The following is a 15,164-nucleotide window of genomic DNA, read 5'->3' as shown; positions in this document are numbered from 1 at the left end:
CCGCATCGAAGTGACTCGTCGCGTCAATGACGGTGATGTTCCCGGTGGCAACAAATATTACCATGGTGCAGAAATGCGTCTGTACAAGGGAGCTTATGACAAAGCAGGATCTCTCATCGAATCGGTGCCTGCCGAGAAAGTAACTGCACTGAAAGCGATCATCGAAACGGCCAAGAAAGAAGTTGAAAAAGAAACTGCCACAGATGCTACTATCAAAGCCTTTGAAACTACTTATGAAGACTTCTTGAAGCACTATCCCGATCCCTCACGCGTTCACAAAGCCCTTAGAGAAGCCAAAGCAGTAATCAATGCTGCCCAAGAAGGTGACGAGTTAGGCTATTACACCACCGGTTCTAAAAGCATTTATGAGGCGGCTGTAAACAAAGTGGAAAATGAACTCAACGAGATACTCAAAACCGCTCAGCCCAACGTAGAGCAAGTAAACAGCCTACTCGCAGCTTTGGACGCGGCAAATGTTGCTTTCGATGCCTCTCTCAAAACTCCTCAAGACGGCATCTATATCATTCGCAGCAATAGCTCCAACGAAACTGTTGTCGGACGCGGTCTCTTTGCCACCAACTCTTCTCGCGAACAACATGTGAAGATTGCCGGTCGCATTAAAGCCGAAAATGGTGTTTGGGGTGACGACGCCAACTTCAAGAACAAGTTGGGAGCTTATTGGAAAGTGCAAAAAGTAGAAGGTGGTTACACTTATCAAAACGTCTTCACCGGCCTCTACCTCTCTCCTCTCAGCAACGATAAGAACAAAAGCGTAGCCACTCAAAGCGAAACTCCCTATGTATTCAGTATCCGCTTTGCCAAAGAACCCGGTTGCTTTAACATCATCGCCAAAGCCGAAGATGTAGAGGGCGACAACATCTACGTAAATGCTCAACCCGGATATGGCAACCTCGTATTCTGGCATACCGCTAATGGCCGTGACAACTCTGCCTTCAAGTTTGAAGCTGCCGACGTTCCTGCCGAAATCTTCGGAGATGGTGGTTTTATCTATGATCTTCAACATGAGAACAAACCTCAGATCATGACTTTCCCCATCCAAATTGACAAAGCAGAAAATCCGTTCTACACTGTCATCGGTCAGGATGCCTCCAACAACATTCAGCTTGCACTAGCTCCCGAGAAGCTCGAAGCCGGACAAGCCTATGTTTACATCCCCGAAGCCGGCAGCACCGACAAAGTCGTGACGCTCTTCCCCACCGCCAAAAGCGTGAACGAACTCAACCCCGTTCATGTAGAAGCTACTCCCGTGAATGGGCTTGTTCCGACTTTCGAAGAAGTGAAAGTGGCAGAAAAATGCGGTATCTTCAACCCCGCACACACACAAGTGCTTCTCTCTGAAAAGGGAGAGAAAGTGGCTCCCAACACCGGCTACTTCTCTGCAATGCCTGAAACGACCGAAACCGGAGCAACAGCTCTTTCTGCCAACGGTAAAATCACCTCTATCAACAATGCCGTATTGATCGGCAAATCCGGCAGCAAGGCTGTCTACACGATCTCCGGCGTACGTTTGAAGAGCACGAAGAATCTCCCCGCAGGTCTCTACATCGTAAACGGAAAGAAGCAAATCGTAAAATAACATTGCGGTTTCTCCGCTCTCAAAGAGCGTAACTCGCGCTCTACCTCCAATCGCCTCGACAAAACATGTCGAGGCGATTTTTATGTTTTCTGCTCCAAGCACCTTTTTATTTTGTATACTTTGAGAAGACTCGATAAATACAACGATTATTCACCTTTTATCCACTTTTCGGACATTACCCTACCACGTCGTTCCACGCGGTAACTTCCCACGCCTCTCCTCTTTCTTCTTCTTTCGCAGGTGCCGCTGTTGCGTTTCCGATGAAACCGCCCTTTTCTGACGCTTTCTCCCCCTATGTTTTGTTTTTTCCGTTTTGCCTTCGCAAAAACGATTATTATCTTGATTATTAGTGCCTTTCTTGCGAAGGCAAGTGAAGGCAAAAGTTTGGGATGTTTTTCAAATGGTTGAAAATCAGAGTATGTACGGTGAAGGCAAAATCACCCTTTTGCTTTCACCTGCTTTCACTGTTGCGGAGAGAAAAACACCCGATTTCGGGGCGGTGAAAGCAAAAAAACGAGCCAACGGATTGAAGAACAGTCTATTGGGAAAGGGATTTTTGTTTTGCCTTCACTTGCCTTCACCAAAATGACTTTGATAATCAGTGTTTTGAGTTGTTTTGCGAAGGCAGTGAAGGCAAAATGTAATCATAAGGGACGCGCGCGTGCGCGCGAAAGATGAAGTTTTTTTCATTTCTTTGGGAGGTGGCTGATCCTACCTCAGAGATAGATTTTCCTACCTCAGAGGAAAAAATCCCTACCTCTTAGGCAGTGTGGCCTGCCTCGGCGGACGTCATCTTTTCCCTTCGCTTCTGCTCGATGTTCTCAACAGTGGCAGCAATCTTGTCTGCCCTCGTCCGTTGATTGTCGTGCCCTGCCTTTTGGGCGTCGGCACGAAGAATTGCATCGGCTCTTCGGGAGGACAAGAGGCAAGGTTTATTGGTGGAAACGATGCGAAATGAAAGAAATGGGGAACGAGCGTGAAAAAATAAACGAATATTTTTATTAGTCTTCTTTTTTTTGTATTTTTGCAAAAGGGATTGTATCAAAAATGATATATTTCCGTTCGTCTTTTGTATCATCTTTATTCAGGCCATCGAATATGACCGACATTGAAATAGCTCGCGCCACCCCTCTGCGTCCCATTTCGGACGTGGCGCAAACGATAGGCATCGCCGCCGCCGACCTTGAACTTCACGGCAAACACATTGCCAAAGTGCCGCTCAATCTCATCGACGAGGAGAAAATGAAGAAAAGTCATCTCATTCTCGTCACTTCCATCACCGCCACACGAGCCGGCATCGGCAAGACCACCGTATCCATAGGCTTGGCTCTCGGCCTTAACCACATCGGCAAGAAAGCCGTGGTGGCTCTGCGCGAACCCTCCTTGGGGCCTTGTTTCGGCATGAAGGGCGGTGCGGCCGGCGGCGGACATGCCCAAGTGTTGCCCATGGAGAAAATCAATCTTCATTTCACAGGAGATTTCCATGCCATTACTTCGGCGCACAACATGATTGCCGCTTTGCTCGACAACTATATCTATCAGCATCGCGGAGAGGGCTTTGCCTTGAAAGAAGTGCTTTGGCGCAGAGTGCTCGACGTGAACGATCGCTCCCTGCGCAGCATCGTCACCGGCCTCGGCCCTGCGGCCAACGGAGTGGAAACGCAAGCCGGTTTCGATATCACGCCGGCCAGCGAACTGATGGCCATTCTGTGTCTGGCCTCCGATGAGGCCGACCTCCGTCGCCGCATTGAGCAAATCGTGCTCGGCTATCGTTTCGACGGAACGCCTTTCACCGTGAAAGATCTCGGCGTGGCCGGTTCGATCATGGTGTTGCTTAAAGACGCACTCCAACCCAACTTGGTGCAGACCACCGAAAACACCCCCGCATTTGTACACGGCGGGCCTTTTGCCAATATCGCCCACGGCTGCAACTCGCTCATCGCCACAAGAATGGCCTTGTCGCACTCCGAATATACCATTACCGAAGCCGGCTTTGGTGCCGACTTGGGAGCGGAGAAGTTTTATGACATCAAGTGTCGCAAAGGCGGTCTGCAACCCGATCTGACCGTCATCGTGGCTACGGCGCAAGGTTTGAAGATGCATGGCGGCGTTCAGCTCGATCTCATTCAAGAGCCTAACCTTGAAGGCCTCCGTCGAGGTTTGGCCAATCTCGACAAGCACGTTCGCAATCTGCGCTCTTTCGGGCAGAGTGTGGTCGTGGTGTTCAATCGCTTCGCCGCCGACACCGATGAGGAAATGGCGTTGCTGCGCAGCCATTGCGAGGAGGAACTGAATGCCCCCTTCGTGATCAACAATGCTTATGCCGAAGGAGGAGCCGGTGCGGCCGAAATGGCGCGTGTCGTGGTCGAAACCATCGAAAAAAATCCCTCGGCTCCGCTTCGTTTTGTCTATGACGACGATGCGCCGTTGCGCACGAAAATCGAAAAAGTGGCTCGCGAAATTTATGGTGCGGCCAATGTCTCTTTTGCCAAGCCCGCCCTTGACCGCATACGCCTTGCCGAATCCGGAGGCATGGGACATTTTCCCGTGTGCATCGCCAAAACGCAATTCTCGTTTTCGGCCGATCCCAAACAGTATGGCGCGGTGGAGGGATTTGAAATTCTCATTCGAGATGTCGTCATCAATGCCGGAGCGGAAATGATAGTGGCCATCGCCGGCGACATTCTTCGCATGCCCGGACTGCCCAAAGCTCCGCAGGCACTGCACATTGATTACACTAATGGTGAAATAATCGGTTTAAGTTAATGCGTATCGTTCTCAACCCCAAATACCAACATCTTCAAGCCTATCTTGAACACATCGATGAGCATTTTGAACGCGAAGGGCGCGAGCTGCATCGCGGGCGAAACGTGTTGCGCATACTTAAAGTGGAAGGGCTGACGCTCGTGGTGAAACGCTACGGCACGATGCCGCTGACTCATCGTCTGGCCACGCGCATCTATAAATCGAACAAAGCCAAAAAGGCCTATTTCAGTCCGTTCTTGCTAAGAGAGCGGGGGTTTGAAAGTCCCGATCCTGTGGCGTTCGTGACGTATCGAAGAAGTTGGCTCAGTTCGACCTACTACTTTGTGTGTCTTTATTCCGATTATCGCTACACGATGAGGGATCTTGTCTCGCTCGATCCGGAGTTTCGCGAAGAAGTGACCCGGAGTTTTGCCGCTTATACCGCCAAATTGCATAAAAACGGCTTCCTGCATCGCGATTTCTCGGCCGACAATATCCTCTTCGATCGTGTCGGCGATCGCATTCACTTCACCTTGATCGACACCAACTCCATGAAGTGCGGCCGCGCCGTGAGCATTGAAAAGGGATGTCAAAACTTTGCCCGCCTCGAAGGTTCGGAGGAGTTTTTCAATCATCTCGGACAACTCTATGCCCAAGCTCGCAATGCCGACGCCTTGCGTTGCATCGCTTTGATCAACGAGGCACGCACGCAGTATAATACGCGAAAACCGGAACAGGAATGAGACGTCATCAAAACATCGTCCTTGTCGCCGACGAATGACCATAAGAAAAAGAAGTGTGTTCCGACGCAAGGACGGTTTGGGCACACTCTTTTTTTATGATGTGACTTGACGATGCGGGCGAGAGCGGAGTAGGGCGCAACCCGTCGGGTGTGCAACGGCAGGGCGAACCGAAGCGAAAGTGTGCATGTTTTTTCGGCTTTGATTGGAGATTTCCTCACTTTGTGTTATCTTTGTCCGGTTAATGCAAAGTTGAGCTGTTCTGCTACCATGGTTTCGCTGTAGTTTCTTGTACTGCATGTACGGTCGGTGAACTCTTCCCTTGAAAACCTTCTTAAATCTACTTACCTATGGCTTCTTTTACAGAAAAAGTGGGATATGGTTTGGGCGACATGTCGTCCTCCATGTTCTGGAAAATATTCATGGCTTATCTGCCGTTTTTTTACTCCAACATCTACGGACTCAGTTTGGAGGCCACGGCTCTTTTGGTGATCGTGGCGCGCATTTGGGACGCCGTTTCCGATCCCATGATGGGCATTTTGGCCGACCGCACGCAGACGCGCTGGGGCAAATACCGTCCCTATCTGCTGTGGATATCGGCACCTTTTGCCATTGCCGGTGTGTTGCTTTTCACCATTCCGTCCGGCGACGAAACCACCAAGCTCATCTGGGCTTATGCCACCTATTTGCTCATGATGACGGTCTATACGGCCATCAATGTGCCCTATGGTTCGATGTTGGCCGTGATGACGGACGACTCCGACGAGAAAACTACTTTCTCCTCCTACCGCATGCTTTTTGCCTATGCCGGTTCGTTTGTCGTGCTCTTTGCATGGGAGCCGCTCTGCCGCTATTTCAACGGTTTGCAAGGACTTGCGCCCGAGGTGCTTTCGGCACAGAGCTGGCAATACGGCATGATAGTGGTCAGCGCGATGTGCTTCGTGCTCTTTGTGTTTACGTTTGCCATGACGCGCGAACGCCTCCGCCCCATTTCCACCGGATCCATCGCCGGCGACCTCCGCTCCTTGTTGTGCAACGGCCCGTGGTGGTTGCTGTTGGGCGGCATCATGTCTTTCAACTTCCTCAATGCCATTCGCTACACCGTCATTCCCTTTTTCTTCACCTCCGTCGTGGCGGCCGATGCGCGCATCTCGTTGTTTTCGTTTGAGATGCTGTTTTATGCCGGTCTGTTCTTCTCCGTCGGCGAAGTGGCCAACATGGTCGGCGTGGCCGTGGCCGCACCCATTGCCCGCGGTTTGGGCAAAAAAGGCACGTTCCTTTTCGGATTGATCGGCCTCGCGCTGAGCAGTGCGGTGTTCTACTTCGTCCCTCTCGACGCCTATCTCCTCATGCTGTTGTTGCAAGTCGTGTTTTGCGTGATCACGGGCATCATGTCGCCCCTCGTGTGGAGCATGTATGCCGATGTGAGCGACTACGCAGAACTCGAATTGCACACCGCCTCGACGGGATTGATTTTCTCTTCTTCCTCAATGGCACAGAAGTTCGGCAACTCTTTGGGCGCGGGAAGTGTGATGATGATGCTCGTCTTCGTGGGATACAGCACAACGCCCGGCGCCGTCCAAACTCCCGATGCGATCGACGGTCTTCGCGCCATCATCAGTTTTGCGCCTGCCGTCGTGGCCGCTTTGAGCTTTGTGTTCATCGCTTTCTATCCGCTCGGCAAGCAGCGCATGCACGACATCAACTTGCGCCTCGCCGCCTCCCGCCGCCGATAAACCGCCTGTTGTTGCCGAGGCCGTGTTCGTTCATGCCGAATGCCTCACGTTGTCATCTGCCACAATATAACTTCTCTTTCCAAACGTTTTTCATCTTTCTACAAACATCTCTATGCAACCCATCCCTTGGCAAGAACGCCCCGACGGCTGTAACGACGTGGTGTGGCGTTACTCCGAAAATCCCATCATCGACCGCTATGCCATTCCGTCGAGCAACTCCGTGTTCAATTCGGCCGTCGTACGTCACGGCGATGGCTTTGCCGGCGTCTTCCGCTGCGATAACCGCAGCGTGCAGATGAATATCTTCGCCGGTTTCTCACCCGACGGCATCCATTGGACGATCGAGCACGACCCCATTCGCTTCCTGCCTGCGCCGGGAGCCGATCCCGCCGTGGCCGAACATCTCTACAAATACGACCCTCGCGTCGTGTGGATCGACGATCGCTATTGGATTACGTGGTGCAACGGTTTTGGCGGCAGTCCCACCATCGGCGTGGGCTATACGTTCGACTTCGTCACGTTTTATCAGTGCGAGAACGCCTTTTTGCCATTCAACCGCAACGGCGTGCTCTTTCCCGAAAAAATCGGCGGTCGCTACGCCATGCTCTCCCGCCCCTCCGACAGCGGCCACACCCCCTTTGGCGACATCTGGGTGAGCTACTCGCCCGACATGACCTATTGGGGCGGTCATCGCCTCGTGATGCGCCCCACGCCATTCCCCGACAGTGCTTGGCAGTGTACCAAGACAGGTGCCGGCCCCGTGCCCGTCCGCACCAACGAGGGATGGTTGCTTTTCTACCACGGCGTCATCACCACCTGCAACGGTTTCCGCTACTCCATGGGGGCGGCGTTGCTCGATTTGGAGGATCCCTCCAAGGTGCTCCGCCGCTCGATGGACTACCTGCTTGCTCCCGCCGCACCCTATGAGCTTTGCGGCGATGTGCCCAACGTGGTTTTCCCCTGTGCCACGCTCGTCGAGGGCGACAAGGCGGCCATCTACTATGGCGCGGCTGACACCGTGGTCGGACTGGCTTTCTGCCGCATTTCGGAAGTGCTCGATTTCCTGAAACGGCAATAGTCCTCGCCGCTCTTTCTCTCTACACAAACATCATCCGTGTCCGAGTCTTTGCAGACTTCGATACGGATGATGTTTTTCGGTCGGTATAGGCGACGGATAGAGTGGCATTTGTTGTCAAAGATCGTTCTTGCCGTTGTTTTCGACTGTGCCTTTTTGCTCCGAGATATGTTGCTGTTTCTGCACTTTCTTCTCGTCCAACGGCACGAGTTTCCAGTGCGAACCGATGTCGGAGGCGTGCCACATCACCACGGCGTTGCAATCGCCGGAGGCATGAAGACAGCGGTGAGGGAAGGGCTGTCCGGTGTCAGAGGGATGCATGGCCGGCGATTGTATCACATAGGTGTCGGGTTTTCCGTCGACGGGCAGAAACATGAAGACTCCCAGATACGTCGGATTTTTTGAAGTGGGGATGTTGTAGAAGTTGCGCGCATCGATGCGGAGAAAGCGGTCGGTGGCAAGGTGGCGGATATGATAGAAATTTCCTTGGGTCTTGGTGATGTGAAACACATATTGTATATTGGGCACATTGGTTGAGAGAACGGGCTCTTTCATGAACGTCCAACACCCGCGATAGGGATGCTCGTTGTCGCAGGATCCGATGTAGTCTTCCGGAATTTCGGGAAATCCGACGTAGACGGCGTTGTTTTCGGTGCGTCCGTTGCAAAGGTAGTAGTAGCCTTCGGCAATTTGCGCCGGCTGCATCGCTTTTTCGGGCGTTGTCGCCGGATATTGGTCGTCGGCAAGAGCCGGAGAGGGCGAGGACATGGTCAGGCAGGCCGCGGCAAGGCCGATGAGAAAGGATTTTTTCATAAGAAAAGGTTATTGAAAGATTAAAAGAAAAGAGGTTTACGTGTTTCAACGATATGCGCTCGTGTCCGTTTCAAACATGAGGTAGCTGCCCTCTTTGATGACGATCGGCGGTATGCCGGCCTCTTTTCGATCGTCGAGCGTCAGATCTCGGTCGAAGGTGAGGATGAGCACTTCTTTTGAAGAGGTTTCCATGTCGCCAACGCCGATATAACGTTGAGTGAGGAAAGGGAGGGGTTCGTCGGAAGCTCCGTCGATGCGGGAGCGGCTATACTCTTTGCCTTTGTAGGTGAGGAAAACACCGTTGGCGGCCGAGTAGAAACGATATTCGAAGGTCACTCCGTCGGTGGGAATGATGCGGTGTATTTTTCGACTGACGTCATACACATGGTGCTCGTCCGGCACGATGTCGAAGCGGGCTTTTCGACGGGCATAGTCCACCTTCCACTTCTTGTCGCCCTGTTCGAGAATGAGCGTCCCCGTGGCACGTCCGTCAATCTCCGCCTTGTCTTCAAAATCATTGAGCGAAGACACCGCCGTGGCATTGGCGTGTGTGTTGATTTTTGAGAGCGGTTGCAAAAGGTCGTCCGAGATGGAACTGTTCGGATGCTGACGTTTGTCGCTGATTTTCAGTTGTTCGATCAACTTTCGTGCCCGTTCGAGTTCTTCTTTCGACATGTGGGATAGCAGCGGTGGCAAGTCAAACGAGGTGCGGTGGCGTATCGCACTGTGTATTCTTCCGTCCGGTGAGGTTTCCAATTTGCGGTTGTAGAACGCCAGCCGACGGAGGTAATCGGTCACGGCGATTTTGCGTTGTGCCTCGAAGTTGTCAAACTCCATGCTTCCCGCTTCGATGTTGGGCAGAGAGGAGAAGTGGTTCATTTCCGTTTTCCACTCAATGGTGTCCACGTCGGGGATGAACAGCGTGTCGTTGCGGAAGAACATGTGCGGTTGTTTTGGCGGCGAATAAGGCCACTCCTCGCGATTGCGGAAGCGGTTTCGAAAGTCGCGCAACCGCTCTTCAATCGAAGGCTGCATCTCTTTTGCTTTCACACCGCGCAACCGCTCGACCACATACAGACGTCCGCGCAACCCTTGACCGCTTTCGTCCCACTCGGCGGCACAGATCAAGTCGTGTGTCGGACGTTGCGGAGCGGTGGTGCGCACGAGCACGAGGTTGGGCAGCAGCGTATCGCCGATGATGAGCGGCGTGTGTTCGGGACTGTACGAAACGGAGTAGCGTTCGCGGTTTTCGCTCGTGTAGCGATGCAGACTGTTGGGTTTGGAGCGTCCTGTCATCGCATCGTCATAGTAGCCATTGAGTAATAGCGTCCGCACTTGTGCTTTCCGATGAGGCGGAACGTTGATTTCATAGCGATGCAAACGAAAGAAAGGGTGCGCCTCGTCCACGATCGAGGAGTTTTCCACGGACGAAGAAGAGAGGTAGGCCGGTGTCGAAGCAAGGTTTTCGATGGCTTTCAATAAACGGTTTTGTGCGGTGGCAGCAAGCACGTTGGCAACGGCAAACAGCAGCAAAAGCCATGTTTTCGTCACCATGCCGACCAAGCCGACCAATTCGCCCAAACGGCGGGGCGATGGTTCGGTGCGGCGAAACAAGGAGTTGGGGATAGAGCGTTTCATAATAGTAAATAGAGCTTTGGGGTTAGATTTCTTTGAACGAAGCCGTGTGTTGCAAACTGTCGGCGACAAATTGCTCCAAGGCATATTCCACGGCCAATTCTCTTTCCGCCTTGTCTTGTGCGATGCGCTCTTCGCGCCACTCTCGATCGATGAGGATGAGGCTTTCTTTCAGCGGATCCACCGTTGCAAGGGTGGTTTCGCTTTGAACGATGAGAGTGGCGTCAGTCATGCGAGAAGGAGTGGCCGATCGGGGTGGCATTGGGGGCGGACAAAAGGATTGTGTCGGCTGCACGATTTGTTTGTCCTCCTTCGGACGCGGAAGTTCGCTTTTCGCGATCTGTACCGACGACGACACCGTTTTTGCAGATGGCAATGGCGATTCGGGCGACCATGCCATCTGCACCGCAAAAAGCAAGGCGGCAGCGGCGGCTGTGGCCGTGCCAATGGGGAAAAATAGATGAAAACGTCGCCGATGCTCCCGGCGCTCCGGTGAAGCCGTCGGCACTATGGCGTTTGCCGCAAGCAGGGCGTCATATTCGGATTCGCCCGCTTCCGAGAGCAAAGTCTTGTCGAAAGCCGTCGGTTCCGCTTCGTTTTCGAGGAGAATGAGCAAGGCCGCTTCCTCCCGGTTCAATTCGTCTTGGGCGAGTAGTGCCTCGTGCAGTTGCCGCTCCACCTCGCGACAAGGCGGTTCGTGCAAATATCGGCGGATAAGTTCTTGCGTGTTCATGATTGCGATCGGATGAGGTGCAACAGTTTGCGTTTCACTTTTGAGAGGGTGTTGCTTACGGTGGTGGGCTTGATGCCGAGCACATCGGCAATTTGTCGGACGCCGAGCCGTTCTTCGCTCCACAAGCGGAAGATGCGTTGTTCGGAGCGTGGCAGTCGGCTCACCGCCCATTGGAGCAACCGTTTGTTTTCCGACATCTCGACGGCTTCGTCGGTGCTGCATGGGGCTGGCGTCGTGTCGGGCGGCGGTTCTGTTTCGTTGCGAATTTGTCGCCGTTTCCACTCGTTTACGCAGAGGTTTTTGGCAATGCGTGTGCCGAGTGCGCAAAAATCATTGGCGTCGGCCATGCGTTCCCTTACGAGCCACAGCCGCAACAACGTGTCTTGCACGATGTCTTCGGCCGCTTCCGCATCGGAAAAGAAGCGGAGGGCAATCTTCGCCAACAAAGGGCGATGCTGTTGCGCCAAACGGCTGTATTCGTCGGGGTTCATACTTGATTAACAAACGAAACTCGAAATGTTGGGTGTGAAAGGCGTGTATTTTCGTTCTCCCCCCCCCAAAAAAAAACGGTGGCAACACAAGGAATAGTGATACAAAAATAGAAAAACATTTCCGTACAAGCCTTCTCGAAACGATAGAAAGGGGCTTCATGTCGTTGCCGACCGCGTTTTGAACTTATGTTTTTCCATTGCCGTCTTTCGCTTCCGCATTTCTATCATCATACGAAAACTCCGCAAGTATTTATGGCGAAACTGTATCGCAAAACACTTGCGGAATTTAGGACTGTGAAAGTTTTTCGGCTCCTACCAAGAACATTTTCTTCTTTTTATCTACATTGTATATATTAAAATGCAGATATATTGTTACGAATGTAGATAATACGGAAAATCAATTGCAGAGACCGAATGTTTCCGAAAACAAACTTTTGTATCGGTGGGTTGTCGCTCTGCTATATAGGATGTGTAGGAAACATAAAAATCGGCAAATTATTTTGGCTTTTATGATGTTGTGGTGTAATTTTGCACACAAATCAAAACAGATATGCACAAGAACTTGGTTATCGTGGAAAGCCCCGCCAAGGCCAAAACCATCGAACGTTTTCTCGGAAAAGATTTCAAAGTGATGTCGAGCTTTGGTCACATCCGCGATTTGAAGAAGAAAAACTTTGGTATCGATCTTGATACGTTCGCTCCCGAATATGAAATTCCGGCCGACAAAGAAAAGGTTGTTCAAGAACTTCGCATGCAGGCCAAAAAGGCAGAAACTGTTTGGCTGGCGTCCGATGAAGACCGTGAAGGAGAAGCCATTTCATGGCATTTGGCCGAAGTGCTCAAATTGGATCCTTCTACGGCGCGGCGCATAGTCTTCCATGAAATCACCAAAACGGCCATTCTCGAAGCCATTGCCCACCCCCGCACCATAGACCTCAATCTTGTGGATGCACAACAGGCGCGCCGAGTACTCGATCGTTTGGTGGGCTTCCGCCTCTCGCCGGTGTTGTGGCGGAAAGTGCGCCCCAATCTCTCGGCCGGACGTGTGCAAAGTGTGACGGTGCGTCTTATCGTCGAACGCGAGCGCGAGATAGAAGCTTTCAAAAGCGACAGTAGTTTTCGAGTGACGGGACTGTTCTCCGTAAAAGGACTGAACGGCCAAAACTCTCAGTTGAAAGCCGAACTGAACCACCGTTTTGCGACGGCGGCCGAAGCGGAGGCATTTCTCAACAGCTGCCGTGCATCCGAATTTGTCATTTCCGGCATTGTCACGAAACCCTCGAAGCGCACGCCCGCACCTCCTTTCACCACTTCGACCTTGCAACAAGAAGCTGCCCGAAAGCTGGGTTTCCCGGTTGCCGTGACGATGCGTATTGCCCAAAGCCTTTATGAAGCCGGTTTGATAACATATATGCGTACCGACTCGATGAACCTCTCATCGCTTTGTCTTGACACGGCTGCTCCCGTTATTCGGGAAATGATGGGAAACGAGTATCACAAACGCCGAAATTATCACACCAAATCGAAGGGAGCGCAAGAAGCCCACGAAGCCATTCGGCCGACCGACATGCGCCGTGCCGACATCGAGGGTACACAGCAAGAAAAACGTTTGTATGACCTGATTTGGAAACGCACGATTGCCTGCCAAATGGCGGATGCGCAACTGGAAAGGACGACGGTGACGATAGAGGTGGGAGATTCCGAACATGCCTTTGTCGCAACGGGAGAAGTTGTGAAGTTTGACGGTTTCCTCCGTGTTTATCGCGAAAGTATCGACGACAGCGAAACCGAATCGGAAGAAAGCGGTTTGTTGCCCCCTTTGGCAGAAGGGCAGGTCGTCGTGCGCGAAGAGATCAGTGCACAGCAGCGTTTCTCGCAGCCGCCGCCCCGCTACACGGAAGCCTCTCTCGTGAGCAAGCTCGAAGAACTCGGCATCGGCCGCCCTTCGACCTATGCTCCCACCATTTCCACCATACAGCAGCGTGAATATGTGCGCCGAGGAGAAAGCGAGGGACAACAGCGCGAATACACCTTCATACAACTGTCTGACGACAAGGTGACGACCGAAGTCCGAACCGAGTCTTATGGCAGCAACAAGGGGAAGATGGTGCCTACTGACACGGGTATTGTGGTCAATGATTTTTTGCTGCGGAGTTTCCCCGACATCATGGACTACAATTTCACCGCCAACGTGGAGCAGGATTTCGACCGAGTGGCCGAAGGTGAAAAAAACTGGACGGAACTCATTCGCACGTTTTATGGCAACTTCGATCCGTTGGTCGAACAAGTTTTGACCGAACGTACCGAAACAAAAGTCGGAGAGCGTCTTTTGGGTAATGACCCTGTTTCGGGGCGTCCCGTCAGCGTGAAAATCGGCCGTTTCGGCCCAATGGTGCAGATCGGCACCGGAGAAGGCGACGAAGAGAAACCGCGTTTTGCCAAACTCGGAAAAGAACAAAGCATCGCTACGCTTACGCTCGAAGAAGCCCTCGAATTGTTCAAACTGCCGCGTGTCCTCGGCGAATACGAAAACCAAGAGGTGAAGGTCGGTGCCGGACGGTTCGGCCCTTATGTGCAACATGCCGGAAAGTATGTGTCGCTGCCCAAGGGCGAAGACCCCATGACCATTGAATTGGAGCAGGCCGTCGAACTGATTCTTGCCAAACGGGAGGCCGATGCCAAAAGTCATTTGCGTGCTTTTGCCGAAGAACCCGAAATGGAGGTGCGCAGCGGCCGATTTGGCCCTTACATCGCTTATCAGGGCAAAAACTACAAAATTCCCAAAACGCAGGCCGATCGTGCTGCCGAATTGACGCTCGAAGAATGTAGGGCGATCATAGCAGCCGATGCCAAGAAAACGCCCTCCAAAGGCGTACGAAAAAAGACCGCAAAGAAATAAGCTTCATGCGTTGCCGCGAAAACGGAGCATACCCCTATGCCCGTTTCGTTGTGCGCCTCTTCTTAGTTTCCTTTTCAATGTTTCATTTCGCGTATCTCGCGACAACGCTTCTCTTTCTTCATGAAATGTATCGTTTTGGTCGGGTATATGTGTGTGGGTAAAACCACTGTCGGAAAGGCCTTGGCAAAGTCTCTCGGCCTGACCTTCTATGATCTCGACTGGTATATCGAAGAACGCTTTCATAAGCGCATTCCGCAGATTTTCGCCGAAGAGGGCGAAGAGCGTTTTCGCGATCTCGAACGACGGATGTTGCGCGAAGTCGCCGAATTTGAAAATGTGGTTTTGTCTTGCGGAGGCGGTACGCCTATTCATCATGGCAACATGGACTACATGAACGGAGTGGCCACGACAGTCTATTTGCAAGCCTCACCGACCACCATTTGCGAACATCTGAAAATCAGCAAAGGCGAACGCCCTTTGTTGAAAGGAAAAACGCCCGAAGAATTGGAGAAATTCGTTCGGGAACAGCTTGCACAAAGGACACTCTACTACGAAAAAGCGCAATATACGGTCAATGTAGACATCCTCGATGACTACGACAAAATAGACGACGTTGTCCGTCTTATTCGCACCAAACTCTCTCTTCTTTCCGAATCTATCTAATCCACACAACTCAAACTCCCCCAACGCTCACCCTTTC

Annotated in this window: 10 protein-coding genes and 1 pseudogene; 7 read left to right on the top strand and 4 right to left on the bottom strand. The window is 52.2% G+C overall.

All coding sequences use genetic code 11. From position 1 onward, the window contains the following. The 5 genes and pseudogenes from EII14_RS09405 to EII14_RS04250 all read left to right on the top strand — a co-directional run. Positions 1–1,597, top strand: a pseudogene (locus tag EII14_RS09405) (hypothetical protein); the annotation flags it as partial. Positions 1,598–2,695: 1,098 nt separating this feature from the next. Next, positions 2,696–4,363 (top strand): formate--tetrahydrofolate ligase, encoded by a 1,668-nt coding sequence (locus EII14_RS04265; RefSeq protein ID WP_124931325.1) that lies wholly within the window; start codon positions 2,696–2,698, stop codon positions 4,361–4,363. Then, positions 4,363–5,085 (top strand): lipopolysaccharide kinase InaA family protein, encoded by a 723-nt coding sequence (locus EII14_RS04260; RefSeq protein WP_124931324.1) that lies wholly within the window; start codon positions 4,363–4,365, stop codon positions 5,083–5,085. Before EII14_RS04265 ends, EII14_RS04260 begins: the two co-directional genes overlap by 1 nt. 347 nt (positions 5,086–5,432) lie before the next feature. Further along, positions 5,433–6,818: an MFS transporter gene (locus tag EII14_RS04255; protein ID WP_124931323.1), complete on the top strand. Its 1,386-nt coding sequence runs from the start codon at positions 5,433–5,435 to the stop codon at positions 6,816–6,818. A 112-nt stretch (positions 6,819–6,930) separates the two neighbouring features. Next, positions 6,931–7,896: a glycoside hydrolase family 130 protein gene (locus tag EII14_RS04250; RefSeq protein WP_124931322.1), complete on the top strand. Its 966-nt coding sequence runs from the start codon at positions 6,931–6,933 to the stop codon at positions 7,894–7,896. 114 nt (positions 7,897–8,010) lie between these two features. Here the strand turns inward: EII14_RS04250 and EII14_RS04245 are convergent, their stop codons facing one another. The 4 genes from EII14_RS04245 to EII14_RS04230 are packed head-to-tail and all read right to left on the bottom strand — an operon-like array spanning position 8,011 to position 11,565. Continuing rightward, a complete protein-coding gene (locus tag EII14_RS04245) occupies positions 8,011–8,706 on the bottom strand; it encodes a hypothetical protein (RefSeq protein WP_124931321.1) in 696 nt (231 codons plus the stop codon). Positions 8,707–8,751: 45 nt separating this feature from the next. After that, on the bottom strand, positions 8,752–10,344 hold the full coding sequence (locus EII14_RS04240) for a hypothetical protein (protein ID WP_124931320.1): 1,593 nt from the start codon (positions 10,342–10,344) through the stop codon (positions 8,752–8,754). A gap of 22 nt (positions 10,345–10,366) precedes the next feature. Beyond that, positions 10,367–11,074 carry a hypothetical protein gene (locus tag EII14_RS04235; RefSeq protein WP_124931319.1) on the bottom strand — a complete coding sequence of 236 codons (708 nt, stop codon included), beginning with the start codon at positions 11,072–11,074 and terminating at the stop codon, positions 10,367–10,369. After that, the gene (locus EII14_RS04230) at positions 11,071–11,565 is read right to left on the bottom strand and encodes an RNA polymerase sigma factor (protein WP_124931318.1); all 495 of its coding nucleotides are present in this window, start codon (positions 11,563–11,565) and stop codon (positions 11,071–11,073) included. The genes EII14_RS04235 and EII14_RS04230 overlap by 4 nt, the downstream gene beginning before the upstream one ends. 550 nt (positions 11,566–12,115) lie before the next feature. Between EII14_RS04230 and topA the strand changes: the two genes are divergently transcribed. Then, complete coding sequence (gene topA / locus EII14_RS04225) at positions 12,116–14,464, top strand: type I DNA topoisomerase (RefSeq protein WP_124931317.1); 2,349 nt, start codon at positions 12,116–12,118, stop codon at positions 14,462–14,464. A 120-nt stretch (positions 14,465–14,584) separates the two neighbouring features. Further along, entirely contained in the window at positions 14,585–15,127 is a 543-nt protein-coding gene (locus EII14_RS04220) for a shikimate kinase (protein ID WP_124931316.1), read from the top strand. Positions 15,128–15,164: the final 37 nt, after the last annotated feature.

The organism is Alloprevotella sp. OH1205_COT-284 (genome assembly GCF_003859795.1).
Lineage (GTDB): Bacteria > Bacteroidota > Bacteroidia > Bacteroidales > Bacteroidaceae > Alloprevotella.
The sequence above is the reverse complement of the archived record's forward strand: the minus strand, read 5'-3'. Positions and strand labels throughout refer to the sequence as shown.

What these genes read in the sequence shown, in the direction of transcription:
- EII14_RS04265 (WP_124931325.1), top strand. Translation starts at nt 2,696, where the DNA reads ATGACCGACATTGAAATAGCTCGCGCCACCCCTCTGCGTCCCATTTCG.
- EII14_RS04260 (WP_124931324.1), top strand. Translation starts at nt 4,363, where the DNA reads ATGCGTATCGTTCTCAACCCCAAATACCAACATCTTCAAGCCTATCTT.
- EII14_RS04255 (WP_124931323.1), top strand. Translation starts at nt 5,433, where the DNA reads ATGGCTTCTTTTACAGAAAAAGTGGGATATGGTTTGGGCGACATGTCG.
- EII14_RS04250 (WP_124931322.1), top strand. Translation starts at nt 6,931, where the DNA reads ATGCAACCCATCCCTTGGCAAGAACGCCCCGACGGCTGTAACGACGTG.
- EII14_RS04245 (WP_124931321.1), bottom strand. Translation starts at nt 8,706, where the DNA reads ATGAAAAAATCCTTTCTCATCGGCCTTGCCGCGGCCTGCCTGACCATG.
- EII14_RS04240 (WP_124931320.1), bottom strand. Translation starts at nt 10,344, where the DNA reads ATGAAACGCTCTATCCCCAACTCCTTGTTTCGCCGCACCGAACCATCG.
- EII14_RS04235 (WP_124931319.1), bottom strand. Translation starts at nt 11,074, where the DNA reads ATGAACACGCAAGAACTTATCCGCCGATATTTGCACGAACCGCCTTGT.
- EII14_RS04230 (WP_124931318.1), bottom strand. Translation starts at nt 11,565, where the DNA reads ATGAACCCCGACGAATACAGCCGTTTGGCGCAACAGCATCGCCCTTTG.
- topA (WP_124931317.1), top strand. Translation starts at nt 12,116, where the DNA reads ATGCACAAGAACTTGGTTATCGTGGAAAGCCCCGCCAAGGCCAAAACC.
- EII14_RS04220 (WP_124931316.1), top strand. Translation starts at nt 14,585, where the DNA reads ATGAAATGTATCGTTTTGGTCGGGTATATGTGTGTGGGTAAAACCACT.